Source organism: Porcibacter vitabionis (assembly GCF_046263795.1).
In the GTDB taxonomy this organism is placed as follows: Bacteria; Bacillota; Clostridia; order Lachnospirales; family Lachnospiraceae; genus Lachnocurva.
Map to the genome: position 1 here is coordinate 32,577 of NZ_JBJYZD010000001.1, position 23,543 is coordinate 56,119.

The window sequence follows — 23,543 nt, forward strand, 5'->3', positions numbered from 1 at the left end:
TATCAAACGGAAGGAGTGATGCCCAATGAACAAGAATAAGAAGGGCTTTACATTAGCGGAGCTCCTGATCGTGGTTGCCATCATTGGAGTACTTGTTGCAATATCCATCCCGATCTTTACCGCCCAGCTAAAGAAAGCTAGACTTGCCACAAACAAGGCAAACGCGAGATCTGCTTTATCTGCAGCGATGGCTGAGTTCATTGATGCACCGGAGGACGCTAAGGAAAAGACGATAGCGAACAAGTCACTACATATGTACTTCAGGTACGATACCGCAACAGGGAAATGTGCTTATCTGGGAGTCAGTGACACGAGCCCATTTAAGGGAACGGTTTATAATAGCTTTGCAAACATAGGGTATAAACCTGACAATAATGGCCTAGGTATAAGTGATGTTTCAAAATGGGATGAGAATACAACAAGCCAAGTAAAATATGATGCGAAACAACATCCTAATACCGTCCTCACCGACCGAACTTACCGTTATTGGGATGTTGCCATGCAGGGAGATGGAACTTTCCTAGCAATCGTATGCTTGTGGTAATGAAAGGCAGGCGTTTGTAGATGAAGGAAAAACAGAATAATAAAGGCTTCACCCTTGCGGAGCTCCTGATCGTGGTTGCCATCATTGCTGTTCTTGTCGCAATATCCATCCCGATCTTCCATGCTCAGCTTAGGAAAGCAAGACTTGCTACGAATCAAGCAAATGCAAGAGCCGCGTTTTCTGCTGCAGAAGCGACATATCTGGATTACGTCGCGAGGCATGGAAGCGTTCCAAAAAATACAGATTCAGGCGATGATGCTGTTACATACACGTATTTTCCGGCAGCTGGGAAGGGAATTTTAAATTTCAAAATTTGTAATGGTCAGTGGATTCAGGGCAATGTAAATGAACCAGACTATATAAAGGTTTCCACAAATATTGACATATCCAGTTGGACGGTAGATACGATTCTCAGCGATGTTAATGTGATCGGTGATAAAGTTGAGACGATCTGGACAATTCATATGGACCCATCAAATGGACAGATCAAAGGATACTATTGTGCTGGTGCTAGACCTGGTGCGTATGGCTACGACGACTATAAAAGTATTGTAAATACATTATCCAGTGGAGGAGACATATCAAAGTGGCAACAAGAGAATACACGATGAGAGATAGATGAAGAAAGGTTACAAGGACCTAACACTCCTTGGTCTATTTATCGTGACAGACATCAATTTGAGCGCTTGTCGTCACCAGTATTTCAATGATCAGTTTAGGGAAGAAAGAATGAAAATAGGGGGAAGCAAGATTATAGAAGCAAGATTATAGCAAGATAGCGACCGGAGGTGAACACAACATGAGAAGAGAAGACAACAAGGGATTCACTCTTGCGGAACTTTTAATCGTAGTAGCAATAATTGGAGTGCTCGTTGCAATATCCATCCCGATCTTCAGTAAGCAGCTGGAGAAGGCAAGGGACGCAACATCGGTGGCAAATATCAGGAGTGCATATGCTGAGGCGATGACAGCAGCCATAGATTATAACGGAAAAAAGCTTTCTGCGAATAGAATCACGGAAACATCCAATGGCATAACTATGGATCTAATTGGGACGAATGGCGTTGTGACGGCGGTAGTGGTCCATGCGGTCTATCTGCATAGCAAGTCTGCAAATAACTGGAGTGGAATGGCTAGCAACCTTCCCTTTTATAATCTGCTTTCGTCCAAATCTAACTATGAACCCGATTCAGCCAATCATGCTGACTTAGGCAATTACGATGGATACTATAATATATATTTTTATTTATACTCAAAGGACCTAAGCGGACAGTTAACAGGTGTTTACATCGATAAGCAAAAGCGAGATGCTAAAGGAAATACTGTGAAGTAACCATAAACACAATGCTTATCAGATTAAATATATAAAGGAAGTACACGATAATGAATTTAGAAGATTTCACAGATAAAGAACAGAAACAAATCGACGCTGGCCTTTCCACCGCTGAGATCAGTAATAAAGAGGCCGCTGATAAGATTCTTGCCCTCGTCCCACAGGAGTGGATCAAGAAGATCCCTTTCTTCGTGAGAAAGCACGCAACGACGAAAACCATCGAGCGGATCGCCAATCAGTATCCTGAGCTGTATGCAGTCGCAAAGAACCCGGGAGAACTGCCGGAAAAAGAGCGTGAAGAGCTTCGAACGATCATCACGGATATCTTCAAAGAGAAGATGAACAAGCACAATATCAAGTAATAATTCTGATTGTAACCCGGACTGCATACGCATATGGAGGACACTTATGATTTCTGCTCAAATGAATGGCTTCCATGTTCGTTCCTTCGATGCCTTAACGACGCATGAGCTTTATGAAATACTAAGAGCCAGGGCTGATGTGTTTGTGGGAGAAGAGAAGATCCTTTATCCGGATGCGGATGGACTTGATTACAACAGCCTTCACGTGTTTAGTACCGATTCCACGGGCTTTGTCACAGCATACCTGCGGATGTTCTCGAAGGAAGATGAGCCGGGAACGGTTCAGATGGGACGAGTGCTGACAAGGGTCCATGGAACAGGAGCCGGAAGGAAACTTTTGAATGCCGGGATCCAGGCGGCAAGGGAATGCCTGGATGCAAGAGAAATATACGTCGAGTCGCAGAAGCATGCAGAAGGGTTTTATGCGAAGGCAGGCTTTAAGGCGACTTCTGAGGATTTTATTGAGGCAGGAATCCCACATGTTCAGATGCGCCTTATGTTTTAATGATTGGATTGCTTGCCCTTCTATCCGAGAAGATGAGCAGGGACAACGTAAACCACGACATAAACGTCAGCGTCAGCAGCAATATAAACCACGTCATAAGCACCAACGTCAGCAACAACATAAACCACGACAAAAGGACCAAGGTCAGCTATAATATAGAAAACAACATTAACTAAACATTAAATATGACGCCTCTTGTTCAGCACGATATCACTATTGAGGTTTGAACTATGAATAAACGCCTCCTCGAGAAAACTGTACGCTGGATCCTGTACGTGATGCTGATGGTCACGGTTTTGACTGCCCTTATTGCGCTTGTTGACAAGAGGACCGGTTCAGAGACAACAGCGGCAGATGCACCAGTCTCAGAAGCCCCTGTCGGATCTTTTGAAAGCACTGCCTTTAATGAAGGCTGGGTGATGACGGAAGGTGGGAAGGACAGGACAATCACTCTTCCCTATCGGGAAGCCTCCATACACTCCAAAGAGCTGACGATCAGAAATACCTTGCCTTCCGATCTCAAGGATGGTATGAGCCTCATCACATTCTCCTCTATGGCGGACATCTACATTCGGATCAATGGAGTGCTCCGGGAATCCTATTCCTCGGAGACCATGAAGAATATGCCCTATTTCATTCCGAGCGCCTACAACGTCGTTGAACTCACGAGAGAAGACGCAGGAAAGGAGATCTCGATCACGGTTGTGCCAAAGGCAAGTATCAACCTGAATGAGGTCTACTTTGGCTATGGCAATAATGTGTGGTTCAGAATCGTAAGAAATAATGTGGCGAAGATCGCCATCGCATTTGTGGTGATCATTCTCGGCATTATTCTGGCGATAACATCTAGAATCATGCAGCGCATATCGGCAAGCGCCGAGGCGGGCTTCTTCCTTGGCCTCTTCATGGTCGATTTCGCAACATGGATTTTCAGCGAGTCGGAACTTCGTCAGCTGATATTTCAAAGACCTTCCATGTCCCAGTATTTTGCATACTGGGCAATGGAACTGTTTGCTCCGCTTGCTGCCACTTATTTCGATGCGGTTCAGCACAAAAGACATCATAGGGCCTATTCCATCATTATCACGCTGTCTACGCTGCAGATTATTGTCAACGTAGTGCTGCATTTCACAGGCTTACTTGAGTTTTACCAAACAATGGCTGCATCGCATGTGTGGCTTGCCATTGGAATTATTCTGACCGCTGTCAATGTGATCCGGGATATACAAAGCGGTATGATACGGCAATACCTCGCAACGGCAATAGGGATGATCCTCCTTCTGTTCACGGGTGTCTTTGAGCTTGTGCTCTTCTACAGAGTACGTTTCTACAGCTTAGGGGTCGTTTCCAGCCTGGGACTCATTTTCCTCGCGGCAGCGACTCTGGTTCAGAACCTGATGGATCAGATCCGCATTGCCAGACAGCGGGAGGAGAAGCACAGCCGAATGGTCATCAATATGATTGAAAGTATCGCGGTGGCAATCGACGCAAAGGACGAGTACACGGGAGGTCATTCGGAGAGAGTGGGCTATTATGCTGCGATCCTTGCAAAAAACATGGCGGCAGACTGGGGCTTTACTGACGAGGATATTCGGAGAATACACTACATAGGCCTGATGCACGATATTGGGAAAATGGGCGTTGCAGATTCGGTTCTCAACAAACAGGGACGCCTCAATGATGACGAGTACAGCCTCATGAAGAAGCACGCAGAGGTTGGCTCAGAGATTCTCTCCGGAATGGACATGGATATTCCGGGATTAAGCGACGGTATCCGCCACCATCACGAGAGATATGATGGGACTGGCTATCCGGATGGACTGTCGGGGAGTGAGATTCCGCTTGTTGCCAGGATTCTCTGTCTGGCTGACAGCTATGATGCCATGACTTCTGATCGGGTTTACAGAAGACGCCTGTCTGACCAGGATGTGCGCAAGGAGTTTGTACGCTCGAGTGGAAGCCAATTTGATCCGGCGATCACGAAGATCTTCATCGATCTTCTCGACAGCGGCATCATTCATCCGGTAACGATACAGGGCATGGCGGCGAAGAGGGACGGAAGTCTATTAAAGTCTGCTTTCCTTGAAAAACGTATGCTGGAGCTCACAGAAACAGGAACACACATCGATCATCCTGACTATATCCGCATGATCAGCTTCCTCATAAAGCTGGATGAAAAGAGAAACAGGAATGTGGATATATTCCTGCTCACTTTCAAGGAGAAAGCCGGATTGAGCGAGATAAAGTCAAGGCTATCCATGAAGGATCTCTGCATCGCCCTCGATGATAGATTTGCCATTGTCACCCTGTCTGGAAAAACGCCTGAATATGTGAGTCAATTTGAAGAGTTCCTTCAACATCTGGAGAAAGTGAATGTAGAGCGGATCTGAATATGGACATATTCGCATATCGCGGCATTCGAGAGATTCGGCAATTCCAAATGGTCGTATCTTTGCAGAAAGCATGGCTGACCGTTTTTTCATAGTATGGAGGTTAACAGATGGAAAAAGAAGCAAACTGGCCGGGACCAGAGGGACTTATTCCGGCACTGCCAAAAGATGCATCGAACGCAAGCTGGCACACAAGGCATTTTTTGGATGAAATTCTCATAGAAGAGCGCATTATCGGAACGCATACGGCAGATATCTCGATGATGCTTTGGGGGCGGAAATTTACATCTCCGATCATGATGCCGGCATTTTCGCATTTAAACAAGGCAGGGCTCGATCACCGGCCAATGGAAGAGTATGCGCAGGCGGCAAAGGATCTGGGACTCGTCAACTGGGTCGGCATGGAGTCCGACGCGGATTATGCGGACATTGCCGCAGTCGGCGCTGATACCATTCGCATCATCAAGCCTTTTGCCGATCATGAAAAGATCAGGAGGCAGATGGCCTTCGCGGTGAAACATAAGGCATTTGCGGTTGGCATTGATATCGATCACAGCATCGGAAATGATGGAAATGTAGATGTGGTCGATGGCGAAAAAATGGGCACACTGACGGATCAGGATATGGAAGGATTTGCAGAGACTGCACATAAACTGGGAGTTCCGTTTGTTGCCAAGGGAGTCCTCAGCGTAAAGGATGCCGCCATCTGTGAGAAGGCAGGCGTGGATGCAATCGTAGTCAGTCATCATCACGGCAGACTGCCATTTGCCGTACCGCCGGCGATGATACTTCCTGATATCAGGAAAGTCTCAGGGAAAATGAAGATTTTCGCGGACTGTTCCGTGGATGATGGAAGAGATGCATACAAACTCATGGCGCTGGGAGCTGATGCTGTTTCGACCGGGCGAGCCATCCTGCCGGGGCTGTTGAAAAACGGGACACCGGCTGTGAAGGAAAAGCTGCAGCAGATGAACAGACAGTTGAAAGAGCTGATGGGGTATACCGGTGTGGCAGCGCTGGGTGAATTTGATCCAACGGTCCTCTGGTACCACGGAAGACACCTTCTTGCATGATTGTGAGCAGGACAACGTAAAGCACGATATAAACGCCAAAGTCAGCACCAACATAAACCAAGACAAAAGGATCAACATCAGCTATAATATAGAACACAACATCAACCAAAACATCAAATAATGGATGCCGTATCACAATACTGAATGAGCGGTGCAGAGACTATACCTGTCCCAATGACTTCGATGAGACCCGGAATAAACGGACAATCCAGCCCGCTTGCTTCGGGATTTCAGTAATCATAGGAGGTGTGATCCCATGAGGACAAAGAACAAAAAAGGCTTCACACTGGCGGAACTTTTGATCGTTGTTGCCATAATCGGAGTACTTGTCGCGATATCCATTCCGATCTTTAATAGTCAGCTGGAGAAGAGCAGAGTTGCCACGGATCAGGCAAATGTGAGATCCGCCAAGGCTGCTGCGGCAGCGGAATATATGAGCAATGGAGAGAGTGGCTCTGTATCCTATGTGTACAATGATGGCTCCGTGACGAAGATAGATCTAACAAATACGATGAATTTGGACAAAAAGGTATCGGAGTCCGGATATGGGAAATCTACAAAAGAAGATGCGGATGGTTCCATCACCGGAGCAACCGGGATGCCGAAGGATTCCGTGATTGAGGTGACTATTGACGGTTCTGACATTACTGCCCAGTGGATTCAAGGATTGCTGTCCTATGATTCCTCTACGAAGACACTGACATTTTCGGAAAAGAATCTAAGCAACAAGTTGATCGGGGATGAACTTAAGCGACTCGGTGTTTCAGCGGACGAAATAAAGCAGATTGTTGCGCCGGAAGGATCGAGAATAGAAGACAATACGAAGAATCTGTTCAGGGGTTTTACAAATTTGCAAAAGGTGGATCTTTCCAAAGCGGTGCTGGAGCATTCGAGCTTTGCTATGTATGCCAATATGCCTGATTCGGTAAATGAAATTGTTTTGCCAAAGCTATCGAATGGAGGATATGATATTCAAGGAAAATGGTACACGGCAGATGGAACTTGGAATCCTTCAAAGTATTACGATAAGGGAAACGGGACTAGAATTTCTGCTAATCAAAGCGGACAGACGATTTATCGGAAGAATCCGAAAGGGTAATATGATAAAAGTAATGTTATGAAGAGGTAATCACAAATGAAGAAAAACAAGAATAAAGGTTTCACACTTGCGGAACTCCTCATTGTGGTCGCCATAATTGGAGTACTGGTTGCAATATCCATCCCGATCTTTACCTCACAGCTTGAAAAAGCCAGAGAAGCGACGGACGCGGCGAACATTCGATCACAGTATGCAGAGGTGATGGCAGAGGCAATAACCGATGGCGGTAATGTAAACGGCCAGGATAAGTTCGGTGCCGTGGAGCTCAAGCAGAAAAAGGATGGGTGGCAGAGCAGCGGGCTGAAGAAAAGCCTGGAGGGCACGTATCAGGAGATAGAGGGAGGCGATCCGAAAGCAGGCGGCACAGCATGGGTTGAGTATAAGGATGACAAGGTGATCCTTCACTATGGAGACGGAAGTGGAAACTCAGGTAGCGGAAGTACCGGTGGTGGAAACACTGGTGGAAGCACTGGTGGAAGTACTGGAGGAAGTGCCGGTGGCAGTACTGATGGAAATACTGGAGGTGGAAGTACTGCCGGAAACACTGGTGGAAGTTTAGGTGGTGGATCTGGTTCTTTAGCAAATCCAGATGATATAAACATGACTACAAACCTTCCTAATGTTTTTAATTCTTCGATAAATGATTGGGAGACAGTTGCTCTTAGAGATAGATATCCAGACAATTCACACTTTTGGTATAATATTGTGCCAGGAATGGTATATCGCTATAATGGGGTTATTTATTTTGGTGCCCGTAGTGAAGCGGTAGAATATGATCAGCCTTTGAAAGTTACTCCGGATAAAATATTAGGCTGGTATGCCATAGAAAAGCCTACTGGCAAGATTTGGAAACAGTCTGATTTCAATAACAAGAGACTAAAGGTTAATAGGGGGGATCTCTGCAAGGTTGGCGATGATTACTATGTTTACAATGATGGAGGAACTGAATCGTCTGGACCATTAACAAATGATGGCATATGGGTGAAAATCAACTTAAAACCTGAGGCAGAATAATATAACAGCCTCATATCCCGGATCCCCGTCATCCTTTTGACTCCGAAATCCCGGACTACTGCCCGATACTGGGGTCTGGCATCATTTATCTGCCTCCTTTGCCTTAGATGAAAACAACAATGTGAAAAACTACATGCTGATAACACTGGAAGCGGTCTATTATCCTCCGGACGGCGGAGAAACGTGGACACAGAAATAAAGGACACAGATATGGCGATGCGGGTTGAATGCCTGCATCGCTTTTTCGTTCTCATCGGATTACAAGTCTATCGGTCAACTTTTCATGACAGGACTGTAGAAGAAATGGTATTATAAAAATATCAGAAAACTGGTTAATATCATACTAAGGGCGGTAATAGTTTAGGCATGGAGCAAAGTTGGATTACTCTATGCCTCGTTTTTAGTGATGTAAACCATACAAGGAGGAGACAGTACGGCATGGACAATAAGAGCATCAAAAAGCTTGAATCAGACTTGTGGGAATCAGCAGACTTGCTTCGTGCAGGTTCGAAACTCACCTCGAATCAGTACTGTATGCCTGTGCTTGGCCTGATCTTTCTCAGATATGCATATTCACGCTTCAAAAGGGTTGAAGCAGAGATCCTAAAAGATCGTCCGATGCGGAATGGGCGAGTAATACCTGTAGAGGCGATTGATTTTGCAGAGAAGTCGGCGCTCTTTCTTCCTCGCGAGGCACAGTATGATTATCTCGTCAACCTTCCCGCGGACATCTCTGCGGCAACTCTAATCGATAAAAATGGGGATCCCATTACGTCCCTTGGTGCAGCCGTAAACAACGCAATGTCGCTTGTAGAAGATCAGAGCGAACAGTTAAAGGGCGTACTTCCAAAAGAATATACCATCTTTTCAGATGAGCTTCTCTCAGAGCTTCTCCGAATCTTCAATAACAATGCGCTGGATGATGTTGGCGGAGATGTTATTGGACGTATCTACGAATACTTCCTGAATAAGTTTGCAAAGAACGTTGCTCAGGACGACGGCGTTTTCTTTACGCCTAAATCACTTGTGAAAATGATCGTCAACATACTGGAACCGACATCCGGGATACTGCTGGAAAACATCCGACCGAAAATGATACAATTTAACATTTCCAGAATGTGCGCATGAAAAAAGGGTGCAAGGTCGAAAATAAGGGTGCAATGTAGATGTCGGGTTATAGCCCGATTTTTTTTGAGCCCAAATATTTTACAAATCACGCTGAAAGTATTTACATCTGGCAACAAGCGTGATATATTTAGAACAAATTTACAAGTAACTCCGAATGTAGATACAAAAGGAGACCTGAAATATGAAGATGGTATCTAAGTTCATACAGATAGAATTTGCTGATTCGAGCATCAAGGCAGCAGACTGTTTACGGGACATCCGCGATGCGACAGAAAGCGCATCTCTTAACCTGTACTCCAGATACAATGTTCAATTGGAAGTTCCGATGTTAATCGGAAACAATGTGGTCCTTGAGGTAAGGGTTCCCGTAGATATGGTTTCCAGTTTTGCAATTGGGAATCATTTAAGAGGTGTTTCTGCCTACCTCACTAAAAACTGTAACGGAAGATACAACAGTCACTTAGTTGGAAATCGCCTTCTGGTGTACACGGAAATTCCATCTCCTGAAGTAAAAACACAAGAAATGTCTACTGTTGATCGTCTAGAAGTGGTAAGAAAGGTCGCAAAACTTCTTGAGCGTTCAGATGAAGAAGCAATGGATTACATCAGTCAGATTCTATCCATTCTAAACGATGCAGGCCAATGAGGCATAAATATAGCAACCGCAAATAAGCAGCGGAGAAAGGATAGCAACATGGAAAATGGGATTGAAAACTTAACAATGGGAGCACCGGAATTAGCAAAGCATTCAACTGTAAATGTCAGTCTTACTGGTTGGCCAGCTGCTGTTGCCTTGATGAGCATTCCGGCAGCAGTAGTTGCTGTTTATGCTATCAAGGCATTTGCACATTGCTAAAGGAAGCGAAGCAATGAAGAAGATTACAAACAAGCAATATGAAGAATATCAGAAGTTGCTGGATGACACGAGGCATGGTCGTATGTTGACGCCAGATGGGCTGCGGCTCATTTGTTCCGCGTGCAATTATGATCCGACCGAGATCGGAAAGATAATGCTGGAGAATCTAGCCAATTTACAGGCCAAGGGTGCTGTCAGTATGCATCCCGGACAAGATGTAGATCCAGAAGCAGACAATAGTGAGGTCTGACGAAAAGAATACGTGAATTGCTGCAGAACGAATAAAAAACGTCACCTCCGGTTTTGTCGTAGGTGGCGCATTTTGTTCTATGGATATTTGGTTTCAGGCTTTGATTTCCATCCCGTTCTTGAAGTTTATCCGGATGTCATCTTTGCTGTAAACCGTGATGAAATCAACGAGGCTCTGGAATTGTACGGCGTCGAATGTTGTCACAAGGTCTTTTTGTTTGCCAAGCGTAGCCAGAAACTGCCGGATAGAAGAGCGGGCGAGTTCTTTTCTGCTGATTTCAGCTTCGGTGTCGGCGAGACTCTTTTTCGCTGCATTGAAGCGTTCTGTCAGGGTGTCATACCGCTTCTGGTATTCTGCCTGATTCTGCGGTTCCAGAGCGTTCTTCTTGATTTCCTTCTGCACCAGTTCAGCTGCGGTACTCATTTCGTCTTCATATTCTGTCCTTTTCCTTTCCAGTCCGGAAGTATCGTAAAGCGGTCCAGCGAGGATCTCGTTATAATCTGCCAGAATCGATTTCTTGTCGGCAAACAGCTTGTTGACTGCTGAGATGTATTTTCCCTTGAGTTCATCATCCGTGAGGACTGGCGTTTTGCATTTCTCACCGCCATCGTACTTATGATTACACTGCCAGATCGTCCGGCGGTATTTGTCATTGGAATGCCAGACCTTAGAGCCGTACCAGCTCCCGCACTGTCCGCATTTTACCTTGCCGGAGAAAACATGAACGCCACTGTAGCGGTTTCTACCGGGGCAGCGGCGCTTCAGTTCATCCTGGACCTGATCGAAGATCTCCGGATCAATGATTGCTTCGTGGTCCTTTTCGACATAGTACTGCGGGACCTCACCTTCATTGATTTTTGTTTTCTTGGTCAGGAAGTCGACGGTGAAGGACTTCTGCAAGAGTGCGTCACCCTTGTATTTTTCATTGGAGAGGATAGCCTTTACCGTTCCGGCATGCCATTTCTGCTTGCCACTTGGTGATGGAATATTCTCCTCCGTGAGCTTAGTGGCAATTCCGTAAGGTGTTGTGCCTTCCATAAACATCCGGTAGATCCGTTTTACAAGTTTGGCCTGTTCTTCATTGACTACCAGCTCGCCGTTAGGCCCTCGGTCGTATCCGAGGAAGCGTTTGAACGGCACGGTCACCTTTCCGTCGGCGAACCGTTTCCTCTGGCCCCAGGTGCAGTTCTCGGAAATGCTGCGGGATTCTTCCTGCGCGAGGCTTGACATGATTGTGATCAGAAGTTCTCCCTTACCGTCGAAGGTCCAGATATTCTCCTTCTCGAAATAACATTCGACGCTGTGCTCCTTCAGCTCACGGATGGTCGTAAGGCTGTCTACCGTGTTTCTTGCGAAGCGGCTGACGGACTTCGTGACGATCAGGTCGATCTTTCCGGCAAGGGCATCATCGATCATGGTGCGGAAGCCGATTCTCTTTTTCGTTCCGGTGCCGGAAATTCCCTCGTCTGTATAGACCTTGACGAATTCCCAGTCACTTCTCGATTTGATGTATTTCGTGTAGTAGTCGATCTGAGCTTCGTAGCTTGTGAACTGCTCATCATGATCGGTGGATACACGGGCATAGGCTGCGACACGGCGTTTCTTGTTCTCGCCAATCGGAGTGGCGGTAATAGGCGTCAGCGTCGCCGGGATGGTTTTTACTTTCCGCTGCTGTTCCAAAATTTCTCACTCCTTATCTGTTTCATCTTCCTGCTCATCTGAGCCTTATATTCCGGAGTCCATCTTTCCTTCATGAGCTGCCGCATGTGTTCTCTAGATTCTTCGCTGCGAGGCGTGAAGGTCTTTTCCGGAGGAGCGTATTGCGTAGTTTCGACCCGTCCGTCTTTAAAGTGAATTTCCAGAAGATCTTTGTCTTTCACATAGATCAGCGGAATCTGATTTTTGAAAAGATCCGCATCATATTCAGGAATTCCCATGACCTCGGCGATCTGCTTCTTCAGGACGTCCTCGCGTAATCCAATAGTTATGCAGCCTTTACCATGAGCTGAGCAGCGCCAGTAGTGCATTTTCGGCTTGTTCGGATTGGAAGCAGGCTGCGTGCAACGACGGAAATTACAGCCGCATGCAGTGCATTTGATTCTTCCGGAAAGCTCTGTTGTGCCTTTGGCGTAGGGATGCTCACGGCGCTTCTTTGAAGTCTCAGCCCGATATTCAGCTGTCCAACAGTCCTGATGGCCGGTATTCGGAGCAGGACGGGTGATCTTCGTTCCATCTTTTAAGAAGAATTGGAGCGTGTATTTCTCCGGCACTTCGATATGGTCAACCTTTTCAAGAAATACAGCCTCGTTAAATTCGGAAAGCCCAAGCACTTCACAGCAGGCTTTCTCGAGCGCCTTCTGGCTGATTGTGCCACCGACCGGGCACTTCTTATCGGGTTCCTGTTTTTTCTTCTTGCTGCCGCAATTCCAGTATTCCTGAGGGTGACCGTTCTTGTTGCGATGGTTGTGCATGTAGCTGAATCCACAGTATGGGCATTTTATTTTTCCAGTGAAGCAGCAGGTGTTCAAGCTCTTGTTCGCCAGAGCTCCGAGTTCCCGTCGCCGTTCCATCTCGTCCTGCACATATTTCCATGTGTCGTAGTCGATGATGGCTTCATGCGTGTTTTCAATGTAATACTGTGGAAGCTGTCCTTTGTTTTTTCGGCGTTTTTTCGTGATTGGATCCTCTACGAATTCCTTCTGCAGAAGAGTGTTACCCGTATAGGTAATATTGTTAAGGATGTGCTTTAGCTGGGAGTCTCGCATGACGTTTCCGTTCACGGAACGAATACCTTCCGCTTCAAGCTCGCGTTCTGTTTCAAGTCGGGACTTTCCGTCAAGAAAATTCTGAAAAATGCGTTTGACTACTGCGGCTTCTTCCGGGACAATCTCCAGATGATTTCCCACCCATTTATATCCGAGAATGGGCGGCTTTGCAGTCGGGATGCCTTGTTCCATCCGCTTTTTCACGCTCCACTTTTCATTCTCAGATATGGAACGCGACTCTTCCTGCGCGAAGGAAGCGAGCAGCGTGAGCATCAGTTCTCCGTCATCACTGAGGGAGCGGATGTTTTCCTTTTCAAACCGGACTTCCACGCCAATGTCTTTCAGGTGCCGGACCGTTTTCAGAAGGTCAACGGTGTTTCTCGCGAACCGACTGATGCTTTTCGTCAGTACAATGTCGATCTTTCCGGCGTCACAGTCTGCAATAAGACGCATGAACTCCGGGCGCTTTTCCGCCTTTGTCCCGCTGATGCCCTCGTCGGCGTAGATCCCGGCGAACTCCCACTGTGGATTGCTCTGGATCAGTTCGCTGTAACGGGATACCTGCGCCGAGAGGGAATGGTGCAGCCGTTCTGTTTCCATGGATACACGGCAGTAGGCAGCGACCTTTTTCCGCTCCGGCAGGACCGGTTTCATCTTTTTGATTTCTGTAATTTTCTTCATGAAATCAGCTCCTTTCCGTGTCTATTCATCACTCAGACCCGCCGATGGTATCAAGCGTTATCTGAGAATAAAGTGCCGAAAACAGGGCGGTATTTGCGGAGCAGGATTGTATCAATTTCGTCGTATTCCTTCCGGGTGATGATGCCGGATTTCAGCATGGATTTTGCTGCCGACAGGCTCGCCTGGTAGTGGCGCTCGGCTTCGCATTTTTCTTTATTCACTGGTCAGCGCCTCCTTTGAATCTCGCTTTGATGTAGCATGCGTGAGAGCAGTATTTCCGGTGTGCGTTGCCATAGGCGGAAAAGGGTCTGCCGCAGCATGCGCAGGTGAAGTCATATACCGCTTTCCGATGCACCTGGTCCAGATGGCTGTTCCACCATTCCTGACGGCAGGCACTGCTGCAGAACCGGATATGTTTTCTTCCCGGAATCTGCCGGACAGGCTTTCCGCAGTTCGGGCAGAACTCAGCGGGTTCTTCAGCGGTTTTCTGCGCCGGGACACGCTTTCCGGCGAAGCCGTTTCTGCGGCAGTAAGACTTGACGGTATTCTTGGAAAGGGAGAGGGCTTCGGCAATCGCGTCATAGCTCATTCCCTGTTCTCTCATACGGAAGATACGGGTTTTCTGTTCATCTGTCATGATGAGCACCTCCTTCATGTCTTCCGTCCTCAAAAAGACGGGCAAAACGCACCCCTTCGGATTAAAAAGTGCGTCTGCCCGTCAGAAACGTCAGTCTTTCTTATAAAATTCGCATTCGTAGCCGTCCGCACGGAGCAGAAGGCCGGGTGCCCACGGAGGAGTTCTGCCCATCTGCTCGCAGACCGCGTCGACGGATACGTCCATGCCGCATTCGATGATCAGCTCATCGTGCACATGAGCGCAGATAAAGCAGTGGGAGAGCGTCCGCATGGCGTAGCAGAGAATGTCGCGGCTGATCGCCTGGGTAATGTTCTCCACGATCTTCGGACCGTATGATTCGATGCGTTCCCACTTCTTCGTGGATCCAATGCCCATGTATGTGATGGATTCGCCGCCATACTGATTCGGCTGGATCATCGGCTTCACGTAGGCCAGATCTCTGCCGGAAGGAAGATGGATAAAGAGCAGCTGGCTTTTGTAGAAGAACCGGATTCCTCTGACTTCCCGGGTTCCCTTTGTCCGGATGACCTCCTTCACAGCACGGTCGACGTCCCACCAGAACTTTGTAATATGCGGATTGGCGGCACGCCATGCGTCCACAATCGGCTGAAGTTCCTCTTCCTGCAGTCCCATGTCGAGCGCTCCCATCGCCTTCAGAGCGCCGACGGAGCCGCCATAGCCGCAGGCGAGAACCGCGATCTTACCTTTCTGCCGGAGCTCACCGTTGATGCCGTGTTTGACGACCGGCTTATGGAACATCGCTGATGCCGTAGCACAATAGATATCTTCTCCTCTGGCAAAGGAGTCCATCGTATGCTGTTCACCAGAGAGATAAGCCAGGACTCTTGCCTCGATGGAAGAGAAGTCGCTGACGATGAATTTCATGCCAGGACGGGGAATAAAAGCAGTCCTGATCAGCTCGGACAGAACGTTCGGAACAGAATCATAGAGAAGATCAAGAGAGTCATAGTCACCGTTTTTTACGAGGGCTCTTGCCTCCGCCAGATCCGGCATGTGGTTCTGAGGAAGGTTCTGTAACTGAATCAGCCGCCCGGAAAATCGTCCGCTGCGGTTTGCTCCATAGAACTGGAACATTCCTCTTGCTCTGTGGTCCCGGCAGGCAGCGTTCTGCATGGCCTGATACTTCTTTACAGAGGATTTGGCAATCTGCTGACGGAGCTTTAACACTTCCTTCAGATCATCCGGAGCAGTTTCCAGAAGGGATGCCACAGCCTTCTTGCCAAGGGTATCTGTCTTAAGGCCGTGGGCACTCAGCCAGTCCTTCATCTGCACGACAGAGTTCGGATTGGAAAGACCGGTCAGCTTCTTGAGCTTCTCGGTAAGAGAGGCTCTTGACCGGCTGTCAATTGCAATGGCCTGTTCTGCCATCTCAAGGTCTACAAGAATGCCCCTGTCGTTGATCTCCTGATCGATGTGGTATTCCTCCCAGACCGATTCCGGGACAGGGAAGTTACGCAGGTGCTTTTTAATGGACATTTCCACCTCGACATCGCGGCGGTTGTATTTCTTAAAGACCTCCCATTTATCCGGTGCGTCAGAGGGAAGATTCCTTGTTCTGCCGCTGTTCGCCTTTCTCGGCTTGCACGGAGTGCAGAAGTAGCGGAGGAGTTCCTTGCCTTCTGCCATTTTCTGTTCTTCGAGATCTAATGCCTCGCCGACGCCTTTCAGAGAGAGGGGAAGGCCAAGATAGGCAGACCAGATCATGGAACAGCGCCAGGATGCCGGGTCGAGGTAATTTCGGACGCTGTCTTCCGGAATACTGTAGGTGACAAAGCGCTCCGGGTAATATTTCCTAAGATATGCGGAAAGACAGATCCGTTCAAAACTTGCATTAAATGCCCACTTTGTCACTGTTTCGTCTGTTAGTGCATCCAGAACATCTTTAGGAACAGTATCGCCGGCAGTCAGATCCAGGACGGTTACCGGATCATCATCTCTGGCAAATCCGAAGAGAAGAATCTCAAAGGCCGGACTTTCCGTGTACCGGTACACACCAGACTTGTTCAGATCGACGTCTGAGAATGTTTCGAGATCGATACTAAGTGATTTCATAATGTGTCTCCATAAAAAAATAAGCGGCGGGAATTCTGCCTCCCGCCGCCGTTACATGTTGCCGTTATTCAGTTGTCAGTGCTTCAGATCTTCGAGAGCAGCCATGCGTCTTTCGTGGTATTCCTTGTCCCATTGCTGTTTTTCCGCTGCGAATTCCTTGTCACGCTCTGCAGCGGCTGCCTCGTTTTTCATCTTCTGGTCGTGCAGTTCCTTCTCAAACGCATCGTCGCGCTTTGTATTCCGGATGGAAATCACGACCATAATGATCGTGAGTCCCAGTCCGCCGAGCCCGAAGAGGGCGTAGATGATGTAGAGAACTGTATCAAGAATGTCTTTCATATCGTTGCCTTTCTGCTATTAGCCAAGAAAATCATCATCGCCGTTGTTGTCGGAGAAGTCGGAGAAATCATCAGCTGCGCTGCTGTGAGCACCCAGAGGCTCGCCGTCTCTGATCTTCTGGATATTTCCAAGACCACAGGCCACGCCCTTGTTTCCGTTGGAGTTGAAAGCGTAGAAAGTGACAGATACCCTTGCATAGCAGCCGCTGTAAACTTCGCTGCGATCAAGAATCGGCTGAACATGAGCATCAACGATCTGGGGCGGAGTGGTGCTGTTGGCATTGACGAAGAAGCTGTCCTTGTAGGCCTCGTCATCACGCTCAATATCACCGTCGCGGAGAGGGAGCTTGATCGCAGCCTTGTTCGGCTTCTTGCCGCCGAACTTGCTGATGCCGTCCTCGATAGCGGCATCGACTGCCTTGTTGATGGCGTCAATCGTCTTCTTGTCGGACTTCGGGATGATCAGCGAAACGCTGTACTTTTCCTTGCCGCCGTTGATGGACTTCGGTTCCCATACATTTGCATAAGAGAGTCTTACGATACCGGTTACGACTTTTGTAGAATGATTGTTAATAGGCATAATTAAATTTCCTCCTTGAATTCGTTATGAACATCATCTGCCATTATTTCCGGTCGCCCGTCCGATCTCGGTACGAGCGTCGGTTTGCCCGGCGGCTTCATCACAAGTCCGCCAAGGACTTCATGGAACGTTTTCTTACCCATCAGGCGTTCCATTTCCGTGATGGGGATGAGGCTTCTCCTGTAAATGTCGGTATAGCCGGCATTCTTCGCGGCCTCTGATACAGCCTGCTCATCTGTGTACTTTCTCTTTGAGCGCCCCTCGACAAGTTTGTAGGTTTTCCACTTCTTCCCATGTTCGGCAGCTTCATCTGTGGCATACTGCATCAGATCTTCAGCCCATTTCATCAGTGGATCGAGATCGGGAAGGATCTCATCAATCTCTTCATCCGAGAGGAGGGGTGGCTTCTGGAATTCGTACTTTGCGAGAGCGAGCTGCTTTTCGGCTCTTGCACGGCACTTGACTGCTGCTTTGCAAAAGCGGCACCAGTCGCCGGAGCAGTAATCGCCGAGTCCTTCATTGGCCAGAGCAACTTTAGGTTTTAAGACTTCATCTGCCCATTCCCTGAGGTGTGATACCGTGGTGTTCCAGGTCGAAATATTGTCCCGTCTCGGCTGGAAGATGGTCAGCGATACTTCCTCGAAGTTGTACAGATCTCCGAAGAGATCCAGTGCGCCGAGTGCATAGAGCATCATCTGCGGGTTTTCTTCTGACTCCACGAGCACTCCCTGACCGTACTTCAGATCAATGACATGCATCCTGTTATCGGAAACAATGATGCAGTCGCTGGTCCCGAAGCCATGCGGAATGTAAGCTGAAAGGTCAAGTTCGATCTCCGTGTAAGCCTGAGCATCACTGCAGGTCTGTCTTTCCTTGCCAAGCTGCTCCATGACAAAGTCGCGGTAATCGTCAGTGCATTCCTCCATCTCGTCTGTGTTGTAATCAGACACCGGACGTTTGCTGCGACGCTTGAGAGCTCGCTTTACTTTGTGGTCAGCAAGGGCATGGGCGGCAGTTCCTTCCGCTGAAGCAGGAGAGCTGGTATCACTGAAGGACTTCTCGAGCAGTGCAGAAGGCGTGCAGTGAAGCCACCTGTGTGCACTGGAAGGAGAGAGCATTGCGTGATTAACCGGCATTCCCGATCACCTCAGCTTTCTTCAGCATTTCCCTGTAGTGTGAGGGATCGACCGCGCTGAGCTTCTCTGCACCGAATGAGTGGATGAGATCGCGGACCTGGCTTCCATAGCCTTCGCTGCTCTTTGCAGAGAGAACCGTGCGAACTTCCTCGAGTGTCACCGGCTTTTCATCCGGTACGTTTTCTGCAGACGGGGCCGTTTCCGCTTTAGGATCGGCGGGGCTTTCTACACCTGCACCTGTGAGCTTTTCAATGTGGTCGGCTGTTCTGCGGAAATCTTCTGCGATTGCCTTAAGCAGTTCTTCCTGAGGCATTTGTTTCGCCTCCTTTCATTTCATGGATTTCTACTGACTGGACGCTCTGACCAGGAGAGAGGATTAGTACTTCCGTGTTTTCCCCGAAGAGAGCTGTGAGGAGTTTCATCGGAAGGTGGCGGACACCGCTGCTTACTACCTTTGTCCTGCGTCCGGAGCTGTCCGTGACGTTGATGCGGATTCTGTGTCTGAGTTTCATGTCATCACCTCGATTCTTTGTTGTTCTCCCTTCATGTCTTCCGTCCTCGAAAGGAGGGGAGAAACGCACCCCTGAATGAGAAAAAATAAAAAAAGCCTGCGGGCATTCGAAGAGGATACCTTCAGGCAAGGAACAGATATTTATTGAACGGTATAGACAGAGTGGTATAGAATCAGATTAGAGAACAACAAATCGGAAGTTGCAGAATTGATAAATTTACCTTTCGAAGAAAAAACAGTAATCTTGTATAAGAATAAAAAAACAAGCATTATCCATCAATTCAAATATAAGGTAAAAAAGAGTATCAACCGACGAGGAAAAAAATAGATGAATATTACAAGTCTTGAAATTGCACAGGCAACAATGGATATGTTCTTTTGTTTGTTCTGTCTAATAATTTTTGTTTCAATTAAAGCAAATAATCCAAAACAGAAGAGTATGAGGATGTTCGTTCGATTATTTCTTATTGCTACAGTTCTGTTTTTTGGAGAGACTTTGGCCTATATTTTTAGAGGTAACCTGGGTCCTTTTAATATTTTAGTAACTAGAATTGCGAATCTTATGGTATTTGCTATGAACATAGCAATGGCAAATACCTATGTTAGGTATGTTAGTTCTGTTTTTGTTGAAAAAGGTGCTGAAGTAAGTGGCAATAGTGTTAAAATTGCCAATATCTTTTCGTGCATTAATATTTTCATTGTTGTGGTTAATTTGTTTTATCCATGGATGTATTATTTCGATGAGGCAAATTATTATCACAGGAATAATTTTTGGTATGTATATACACTAATATTACTTGTCGTCATATTTATAGGAGCAGGTATGGCGATTAAATATAGAAAGTATTTGGAAAGACGAAGCTTCATTTCAATGATGCTGTTTTCGTTTATTCCAATAATTGCAACAGTTGTACAGTCCTTTATTTATGGATTTTCTATAACCAATTTAGGACTGGGCATAGGTTCATTCGTAATGTTTGCTGCATATATGTATGATTGGTCTCATAAGAGGGATGAATATACGAATATGATTAATGGCAGCAGATTTGATGCTGTTATTATGTTTATCATAATGCTGCTTAGCATGAGTGTTTCCATCATAGCATGTGTGAATGTGATTCAGCAGGTAACTAAGGAAAACTCTGAAATACAGAGCAGAACAATTGCGCAGATGGTTTCAGCAAAGATTGAGAATGAATTTATTAAGCCAATTACTGTTTCTCAGACGATTAGCAGTGATATTGATATAAGAACCTACATAGAGGGGAAAACCAGAGAAGAGGAGGATAGTGTAAAAGATGATATAACTAATCGTCTGGTATCCATTGGTAATGAATTTGATTATAAAATGGTATTTGTTGTTTCGGATAAAACAAGAGCATATTATACATATAATGGAATAAGTAGGTATCTTGATGTTGAAAATGACAGCCATGATATATGGTATAAGGATTACTTGGATTCAGGGAAAAGATATGTAATCAATGTTGATACTGATGAAGATAATAACGGGAGTCTTTCGGTGTTTATTAATTACGGTATTATTGACACGAATGGAGACATTTTGGGAGTATGTGGTATCGGAATTGATATGAATGACCTTGTAGACATACTTGCCAGGTTCGAGGAAGAATACAATATCAAAGTATATTTAGTTAATCATGATGGACTTATACAGGTTGATACGGATGTAAGTTCTATAGAAACAGACTACTTGGATAATTCATATTTTGGCAATATATCAGATGATGATTTTTATTATCAGTTATCGGAGAATGGCTGTTATATGACCAAGTATCTCGAAGGATTTGATTGGTATATAGTAATAAGAGATAATAATCCTGTTAAACTGGATGTAAATAAAATTATACTTCCAATTGTTTTAATCTTTATTGCAGGCGTATTAATAATGGCAACTTCATTTGTTATTATTAGTATGAGAGAGAAGAAGGCAAAGGATGCATACAACAGAAGATATGAAGCATCTATAAAGGATGAGCTTACAGGCTTATATAATAGACGAGGGTTTGAAGTTGACTGTGAAAGAATCAAGAAAAATAATAACTTAACAGAATACGTTCTTGTTATGATGGATTTGAACGGTTTAAAAGCAGCTAATGATAATATTGGTCATGAAGCAGGGGATGAGTTAATTATTGGCGCTTCGAAGTGTATGGATAATGCATTCTCAGGTCTTGGAAGGACGTATCGTGTAGGTGGCGATGAGTTTGTTGCATTACTGAGAGGAACGAGAGAAGAAGCACAGGATGCAGTTAAGACATTTGATTATTTAACTGAAAACTTCCAGGGAAATCTTATTTCTGAACTTAGTGTGTCTAAGGGAGTAGTTGTTTGTTCAGAACATATAGAACTTAATTTTGAAGAAATTAAGGCAATGGCTGATAAGTTGATGTATGCAGATAAGGATGAATATTATAGACGAACAGGAAAAGATAGAAGACGAGTTTGATTTATAAATTGATATTTAATCTATGTAAAGAACCCAACAACTTCCAGTTTGTAGAGAAAAAAATAAGGCCAGAGGATAGCTCATAAGAGTCGTCTTCTGGCCATTTCTTACTTTACGCGGATTTTCCATCCAACCTGGATCAGGTTCACATTTCGGATCAGCGTAGGATTGAGCTTCTGGATTGTGCCGACAGATGTGCCGTACTTCCTTGCAATGGCAGAGAGCGTATCACCGGAACGCACGGTGTAATAGATCACCTGCGGCTGGCTATGGGCCCCCATCAGCTCATTTACTCTGGTCTGAACAGCGTCATAGCTGTATCCAGCGGCAGCAAGACGGTTCTTCCTGTCGTCTCCGTTTCCCCATGAACCGCTCAGAACTTCATGCGCGATTTCATCCACGCTCTTTCTTGCCGGCGCTGGTGCCGGAGTGGGAGCAGGAGCCTGCTGCTTTGCAAACCCGTTGAATCCACCGGTCTTAATAGTGGACGGATAGTCGATGTAGGAAATATCCATATCGACGTTTCCGCTGATGCCGTTTACTGAGCCGGTGGAAGAATACTGCCAGATCCCGTAAGCCCCGCAATAGGTACATTTGGAAGCATACTGAGCGACCCAATGTGTGAATGGCGTGAGCTTGGAATCATCCAGTCTCTCACGGAAGCCGGAATCGGTGGAGCTGTAAATCCCTGCAAAATATCCAGCCGCTTCCAGTGCTCGGCAGAATGCAATCGTAGCTTCCGTAGCGCCTGCCTTGGCAGAAGGAGCAGTGGCTTCCAGATCAATAAAGACAGGATATTCGAGCTGCTTTCCCTTGAGCTGTGCAAGGAAGCGTTCTGCATCTGCCTTTCCGTCTGCTGCGGAAGTGCAGCCAGGCCCGACAAAATAATACGCTCCGACAGCGACGCCGTTAGCCTTCGCATTTCTGTAGTTTTCTTCCCATCTGGGATCTGTGTAGAATCCGTCATCCGATCCGCCAGACTTGATAATGGCGAACTGAATACCGGCTGCTTTGACTCTTGTCCAGTCAATGGCTCCTTGCCAGTGGCTGACGTCAATACCTCTGAACTCACTCATGTTCTTACCTCCTTAAGATTTGTGACAATAAGAAAGGCTCCCTGGGTTTTGAAGCCCAAAGAGCCGGAAGCGCTCCTTTGACGGAAGGAGCAGCCGAGATATGAGGATCACCTCCTCTCACTGATTCGTTTTGGTCAGCTGCTTGTAGATCTGGTTTACACCGGTTGCTGCAAGACCGGATACGATGCCGACTGCGAGGGCGTTGATGATATCCTTGGCTGGGAAGTCCGGCATGAGATACAGCCCGGCGATTCCGAGCACGGCACCGACGCAACCGCAGATCACCGGGATCAGCTCATCCTTCACGGAGCCAGCCGCCTTGCAGCCGATACCGACGAGATAGGCGATCACCGTGATTGCTGCCACACTAGCGATTCCAAAGTCCATAGCTTCATTCCTCCTTTTCTTTACTGTCTGCCGAGAGGGGCAGTTCCTGACACTTTTTGTACAGGGTTTCTCCGGTTCCGTTGCCGCCAAGTGCCTTGTATGGCTTGTACAGGTACTCCAGATTGCTCCGATCTTCCGGAGTGCAGTATCCCCGAGCAATAAAAAAGCTGCAGGCCTGATAAATCCGGTCGTGCAGCAGTGCCATCATTCCTTCTCTGATCTGTTCGTTTTCCTGTTTCCTTCGCAGAAGTGCTCGCCAAAGCCATGTGATGATGGCGATGACCAGAGCGAACAACTCCTGAATCCAATACTTCAAAATGAAGTCTATCAACGGT

26 protein-coding genes are annotated in these 23,543 nt (G+C 46.8%); 14 read left to right on the forward strand and 12 right to left on the reverse strand.

What is annotated here, in order from left to right; genetic code table 11:
* Positions 1–25: 25 nt before the first annotated feature.
* From ACKX2L_RS00150 to ACKX2L_RS00210, 13 genes are all read left to right on the forward strand, one after another.
* Entirely contained in the window at positions 26–544 is a 519-nt protein-coding gene (locus ACKX2L_RS00150; RefSeq protein WP_497551906.1) for a prepilin-type N-terminal cleavage/methylation domain-containing protein, read from the forward strand.
* Between the two features lie 20 nt (positions 545–564).
* Positions 565–1,155 carry a type IV pilin protein gene (locus ACKX2L_RS00155; protein WP_497551905.1) on the forward strand — a complete coding sequence of 197 codons (591 nt, stop codon included), beginning with the start codon at positions 565–567 and terminating at the stop codon, positions 1,153–1,155.
* A gap of 188 nt (positions 1,156–1,343) precedes the next feature.
* Entirely contained in the window at positions 1,344–1,877 is a 534-nt protein-coding gene (locus ACKX2L_RS00160; RefSeq protein ID WP_497551904.1) for a type IV pilin protein, read from the forward strand.
* Positions 1,878–1,927: 50 nt separating this feature from the next.
* A complete protein-coding gene (locus tag ACKX2L_RS00165) occupies positions 1,928–2,239 on the forward strand; it encodes a hypothetical protein (protein ID WP_497551903.1) in 312 nt (103 codons plus the stop codon).
* 46 nt (positions 2,240–2,285) lie between these two features.
* Positions 2,286–2,744: a GNAT family N-acetyltransferase gene (locus tag ACKX2L_RS00170; protein WP_497551902.1), complete on the forward strand. Its 459-nt coding sequence runs from the start codon at positions 2,286–2,288 to the stop codon at positions 2,742–2,744.
* A gap of 230 nt (positions 2,745–2,974) precedes the next feature.
* A complete protein-coding gene (locus ACKX2L_RS00175; RefSeq protein WP_497552365.1) occupies positions 2,975–5,134 on the forward strand; it encodes an HD-GYP domain-containing protein in 2,160 nt (719 codons plus the stop codon).
* 110 nt (positions 5,135–5,244) lie between these two features.
* Complete coding sequence (locus tag ACKX2L_RS00180) at positions 5,245–6,207, forward strand: alpha-hydroxy-acid oxidizing protein (protein ID WP_497552366.1); 963 nt, start codon at positions 5,245–5,247, stop codon at positions 6,205–6,207.
* A gap of 256 nt (positions 6,208–6,463) precedes the next feature.
* On the forward strand, positions 6,464–7,306 hold the full coding sequence (locus ACKX2L_RS00185) for a type IV pilin protein (RefSeq protein WP_497552367.1): 843 nt from the start codon (positions 6,464–6,466) through the stop codon (positions 7,304–7,306).
* A gap of 36 nt (positions 7,307–7,342) precedes the next feature.
* On the forward strand, positions 7,343–8,320 hold the full coding sequence (locus ACKX2L_RS00190; RefSeq protein WP_497551898.1) for a type IV pilin protein: 978 nt from the start codon (positions 7,343–7,345) through the stop codon (positions 8,318–8,320).
* A gap of 438 nt (positions 8,321–8,758) precedes the next feature.
* Complete coding sequence (locus tag ACKX2L_RS00195; protein WP_497552368.1) at positions 8,759–9,448, forward strand: type I restriction-modification system subunit M N-terminal domain-containing protein; 690 nt, start codon at positions 8,759–8,761, stop codon at positions 9,446–9,448.
* Positions 9,449–9,629: 181 nt separating this feature from the next.
* Positions 9,630–10,094, forward strand: coding sequence for a hypothetical protein (locus ACKX2L_RS00200; RefSeq protein WP_105305024.1), 465 nt, complete (start codon positions 9,630–9,632; stop codon positions 10,092–10,094).
* 48 nt (positions 10,095–10,142) lie between these two features.
* Positions 10,143–10,304: a hypothetical protein gene (locus tag ACKX2L_RS00205; RefSeq protein ID WP_167836627.1), complete on the forward strand. Its 162-nt coding sequence runs from the start codon at positions 10,143–10,145 to the stop codon at positions 10,302–10,304.
* Between the two features lie 13 nt (positions 10,305–10,317).
* Positions 10,318–10,554 (forward strand): cytochrome C, encoded by a 237-nt coding sequence (locus ACKX2L_RS00210; protein ID WP_105305025.1) that lies wholly within the window; start codon positions 10,318–10,320, stop codon positions 10,552–10,554.
* A 93-nt stretch (positions 10,555–10,647) separates the two neighbouring features.
* Here the strand turns inward: ACKX2L_RS00210 and ACKX2L_RS00215 are convergent, their stop codons facing one another.
* The 9 genes from ACKX2L_RS00215 to ACKX2L_RS00255 form a co-directional block, all read right to left on the reverse strand.
* Positions 10,648–12,234, reverse strand: coding sequence for a recombinase family protein (locus ACKX2L_RS00215; protein ID WP_105305026.1), 1,587 nt, complete (start codon positions 12,232–12,234; stop codon positions 10,648–10,650).
* Positions 12,213–14,000 (reverse strand): recombinase family protein, encoded by a 1,788-nt coding sequence (locus ACKX2L_RS00220; RefSeq protein WP_497552369.1) that lies wholly within the window; start codon positions 13,998–14,000, stop codon positions 12,213–12,215. The genes ACKX2L_RS00215 and ACKX2L_RS00220 overlap by 22 nt, the downstream gene beginning before the upstream one ends.
* A gap of 50 nt (positions 14,001–14,050) precedes the next feature.
* A complete protein-coding gene (locus tag ACKX2L_RS00225) occupies positions 14,051–14,221 on the reverse strand; it encodes an SHOCT domain-containing protein (RefSeq protein WP_167836628.1) in 171 nt (56 codons plus the stop codon).
* Positions 14,218–14,637 (reverse strand): helix-turn-helix domain-containing protein, encoded by a 420-nt coding sequence (locus ACKX2L_RS00230; protein ID WP_497552370.1) that lies wholly within the window; start codon positions 14,635–14,637, stop codon positions 14,218–14,220. The genes ACKX2L_RS00225 and ACKX2L_RS00230 overlap by 4 nt, the downstream gene beginning before the upstream one ends.
* A gap of 90 nt (positions 14,638–14,727) precedes the next feature.
* The gene (locus tag ACKX2L_RS00235) at positions 14,728–16,710 is read right to left on the reverse strand and encodes a DNA polymerase (protein WP_497552371.1); all 1,983 of its coding nucleotides are present in this window, start codon (positions 16,708–16,710) and stop codon (positions 14,728–14,730) included.
* Positions 16,711–16,785: 75 nt separating this feature from the next.
* Complete coding sequence (locus tag ACKX2L_RS00240) at positions 16,786–17,049, reverse strand: hypothetical protein (protein ID WP_441486425.1); 264 nt, start codon at positions 17,047–17,049, stop codon at positions 16,786–16,788.
* A gap of 18 nt (positions 17,050–17,067) precedes the next feature.
* Positions 17,068–17,628, reverse strand: coding sequence for a DUF2815 family protein (locus ACKX2L_RS00245; RefSeq protein ID WP_105305031.1), 561 nt, complete (start codon positions 17,626–17,628; stop codon positions 17,068–17,070).
* Between the two features lie 2 nt (positions 17,629–17,630).
* Positions 17,631–18,764: a DUF2800 domain-containing protein gene (locus ACKX2L_RS00250; RefSeq protein WP_331347904.1), complete on the reverse strand. Its 1,134-nt coding sequence runs from the start codon at positions 18,762–18,764 to the stop codon at positions 17,631–17,633.
* Positions 18,754–19,077, reverse strand: a complete 324-nt coding sequence (locus ACKX2L_RS00255; protein ID WP_497552372.1) for a hypothetical protein — start codon at positions 19,075–19,077, stop codon at positions 18,754–18,756. The genes ACKX2L_RS00250 and ACKX2L_RS00255 overlap by 11 nt, the downstream gene beginning before the upstream one ends.
* A 526-nt stretch (positions 19,078–19,603) precedes the next feature.
* On the opposite strand from ACKX2L_RS00255, the gene ACKX2L_RS00260 reads away from it, so the two are divergent.
* Entirely contained in the window at positions 19,604–21,745 is a 2,142-nt protein-coding gene (locus ACKX2L_RS00260) for a diguanylate cyclase domain-containing protein (protein ID WP_497552373.1), read from the forward strand.
* A gap of 107 nt (positions 21,746–21,852) precedes the next feature.
* Here the strand turns inward: ACKX2L_RS00260 and ACKX2L_RS00265 are convergent, their stop codons facing one another.
* From ACKX2L_RS00265 to ACKX2L_RS00275, 3 genes are all read right to left on the reverse strand, one after another.
* Positions 21,853–22,821: a GH25 family lysozyme gene (locus tag ACKX2L_RS00265; protein ID WP_497552374.1), complete on the reverse strand. Its 969-nt coding sequence runs from the start codon at positions 22,819–22,821 to the stop codon at positions 21,853–21,855.
* A 117-nt stretch (positions 22,822–22,938) separates the two neighbouring features.
* Positions 22,939–23,208, reverse strand: coding sequence for a phage holin family protein (locus ACKX2L_RS00270; RefSeq protein WP_066647697.1), 270 nt, complete (start codon positions 23,206–23,208; stop codon positions 22,939–22,941).
* 4 nt (positions 23,209–23,212) lie between these two features.
* Positions 23,213–23,539 (reverse strand): hypothetical protein, encoded by a 327-nt coding sequence (locus tag ACKX2L_RS00275; protein WP_135358250.1) that lies wholly within the window; start codon positions 23,537–23,539, stop codon positions 23,213–23,215.
* Positions 23,540–23,543 lie beyond the last annotated feature (4 nt).

What these genes read in the sequence shown, in the direction of transcription:
- ACKX2L_RS00150 (WP_497551906.1), top strand. Translation starts at nt 26, where the DNA reads ATGAACAAGAATAAGAAGGGCTTTACATTAGCGGAGCTCCTGATCGTG.
- ACKX2L_RS00155 (WP_497551905.1), top strand. Translation starts at nt 565, where the DNA reads ATGAAGGAAAAACAGAATAATAAAGGCTTCACCCTTGCGGAGCTCCTG.
- ACKX2L_RS00160 (WP_497551904.1), top strand. Translation starts at nt 1,344, where the DNA reads ATGAGAAGAGAAGACAACAAGGGATTCACTCTTGCGGAACTTTTAATC.
- ACKX2L_RS00165 (WP_497551903.1), top strand. Translation starts at nt 1,928, where the DNA reads ATGAATTTAGAAGATTTCACAGATAAAGAACAGAAACAAATCGACGCT.
- ACKX2L_RS00170 (WP_497551902.1), top strand. Translation starts at nt 2,286, where the DNA reads ATGATTTCTGCTCAAATGAATGGCTTCCATGTTCGTTCCTTCGATGCC.
- ACKX2L_RS00175 (WP_497552365.1), top strand. Translation starts at nt 2,975, where the DNA reads ATGAATAAACGCCTCCTCGAGAAAACTGTACGCTGGATCCTGTACGTG.
- ACKX2L_RS00180 (WP_497552366.1), top strand. Translation starts at nt 5,245, where the DNA reads ATGGAAAAAGAAGCAAACTGGCCGGGACCAGAGGGACTTATTCCGGCA.
- ACKX2L_RS00185 (WP_497552367.1), top strand. Translation starts at nt 6,464, where the DNA reads ATGAGGACAAAGAACAAAAAAGGCTTCACACTGGCGGAACTTTTGATC.
- ACKX2L_RS00190 (WP_497551898.1), top strand. Translation starts at nt 7,343, where the DNA reads ATGAAGAAAAACAAGAATAAAGGTTTCACACTTGCGGAACTCCTCATT.
- ACKX2L_RS00195 (WP_497552368.1), top strand. Translation starts at nt 8,759, where the DNA reads ATGGACAATAAGAGCATCAAAAAGCTTGAATCAGACTTGTGGGAATCA.
- ACKX2L_RS00200 (WP_105305024.1), top strand. Translation starts at nt 9,630, where the DNA reads ATGAAGATGGTATCTAAGTTCATACAGATAGAATTTGCTGATTCGAGC.
- ACKX2L_RS00205 (WP_167836627.1), top strand. Translation starts at nt 10,143, where the DNA reads ATGGAAAATGGGATTGAAAACTTAACAATGGGAGCACCGGAATTAGCA.
- ACKX2L_RS00210 (WP_105305025.1), top strand. Translation starts at nt 10,318, where the DNA reads ATGAAGAAGATTACAAACAAGCAATATGAAGAATATCAGAAGTTGCTG.
- ACKX2L_RS00220 (WP_497552369.1), bottom strand. Translation starts at nt 14,000, where the DNA reads ATGAAGAAAATTACAGAAATCAAAAAGATGAAACCGGTCCTGCCGGAG.
- ACKX2L_RS00230 (WP_497552370.1), bottom strand. Translation starts at nt 14,637, where the DNA reads ATGACAGATGAACAGAAAACCCGTATCTTCCGTATGAGAGAACAGGGA.
- ACKX2L_RS00235 (WP_497552371.1), bottom strand. Translation starts at nt 16,710, where the DNA reads ATGAAATCACTTAGTATCGATCTCGAAACATTCTCAGACGTCGATCTG.
- ACKX2L_RS00240 (WP_441486425.1), bottom strand. Translation starts at nt 17,049, where the DNA reads ATGAAAGACATTCTTGATACAGTTCTCTACATCATCTACGCCCTCTTC.
- ACKX2L_RS00245 (WP_105305031.1), bottom strand. Translation starts at nt 17,628, where the DNA reads ATGCCTATTAACAATCATTCTACAAAAGTCGTAACCGGTATCGTAAGA.
- ACKX2L_RS00250 (WP_331347904.1), bottom strand. Translation starts at nt 18,764, where the DNA reads ATGCCGGTTAATCACGCAATGCTCTCTCCTTCCAGTGCACACAGGTGG.
- ACKX2L_RS00255 (WP_497552372.1), bottom strand. Translation starts at nt 19,077, where the DNA reads ATGCCTCAGGAAGAACTGCTTAAGGCAATCGCAGAAGATTTCCGCAGA.
- ACKX2L_RS00260 (WP_497552373.1), top strand. Translation starts at nt 19,604, where the DNA reads ATGAATATTACAAGTCTTGAAATTGCACAGGCAACAATGGATATGTTC.
- ACKX2L_RS00265 (WP_497552374.1), bottom strand. Translation starts at nt 22,821, where the DNA reads ATGAGTGAGTTCAGAGGTATTGACGTCAGCCACTGGCAAGGAGCCATT.
- ACKX2L_RS00270 (WP_066647697.1), bottom strand. Translation starts at nt 23,208, where the DNA reads ATGGACTTTGGAATCGCTAGTGTGGCAGCAATCACGGTGATCGCCTAT.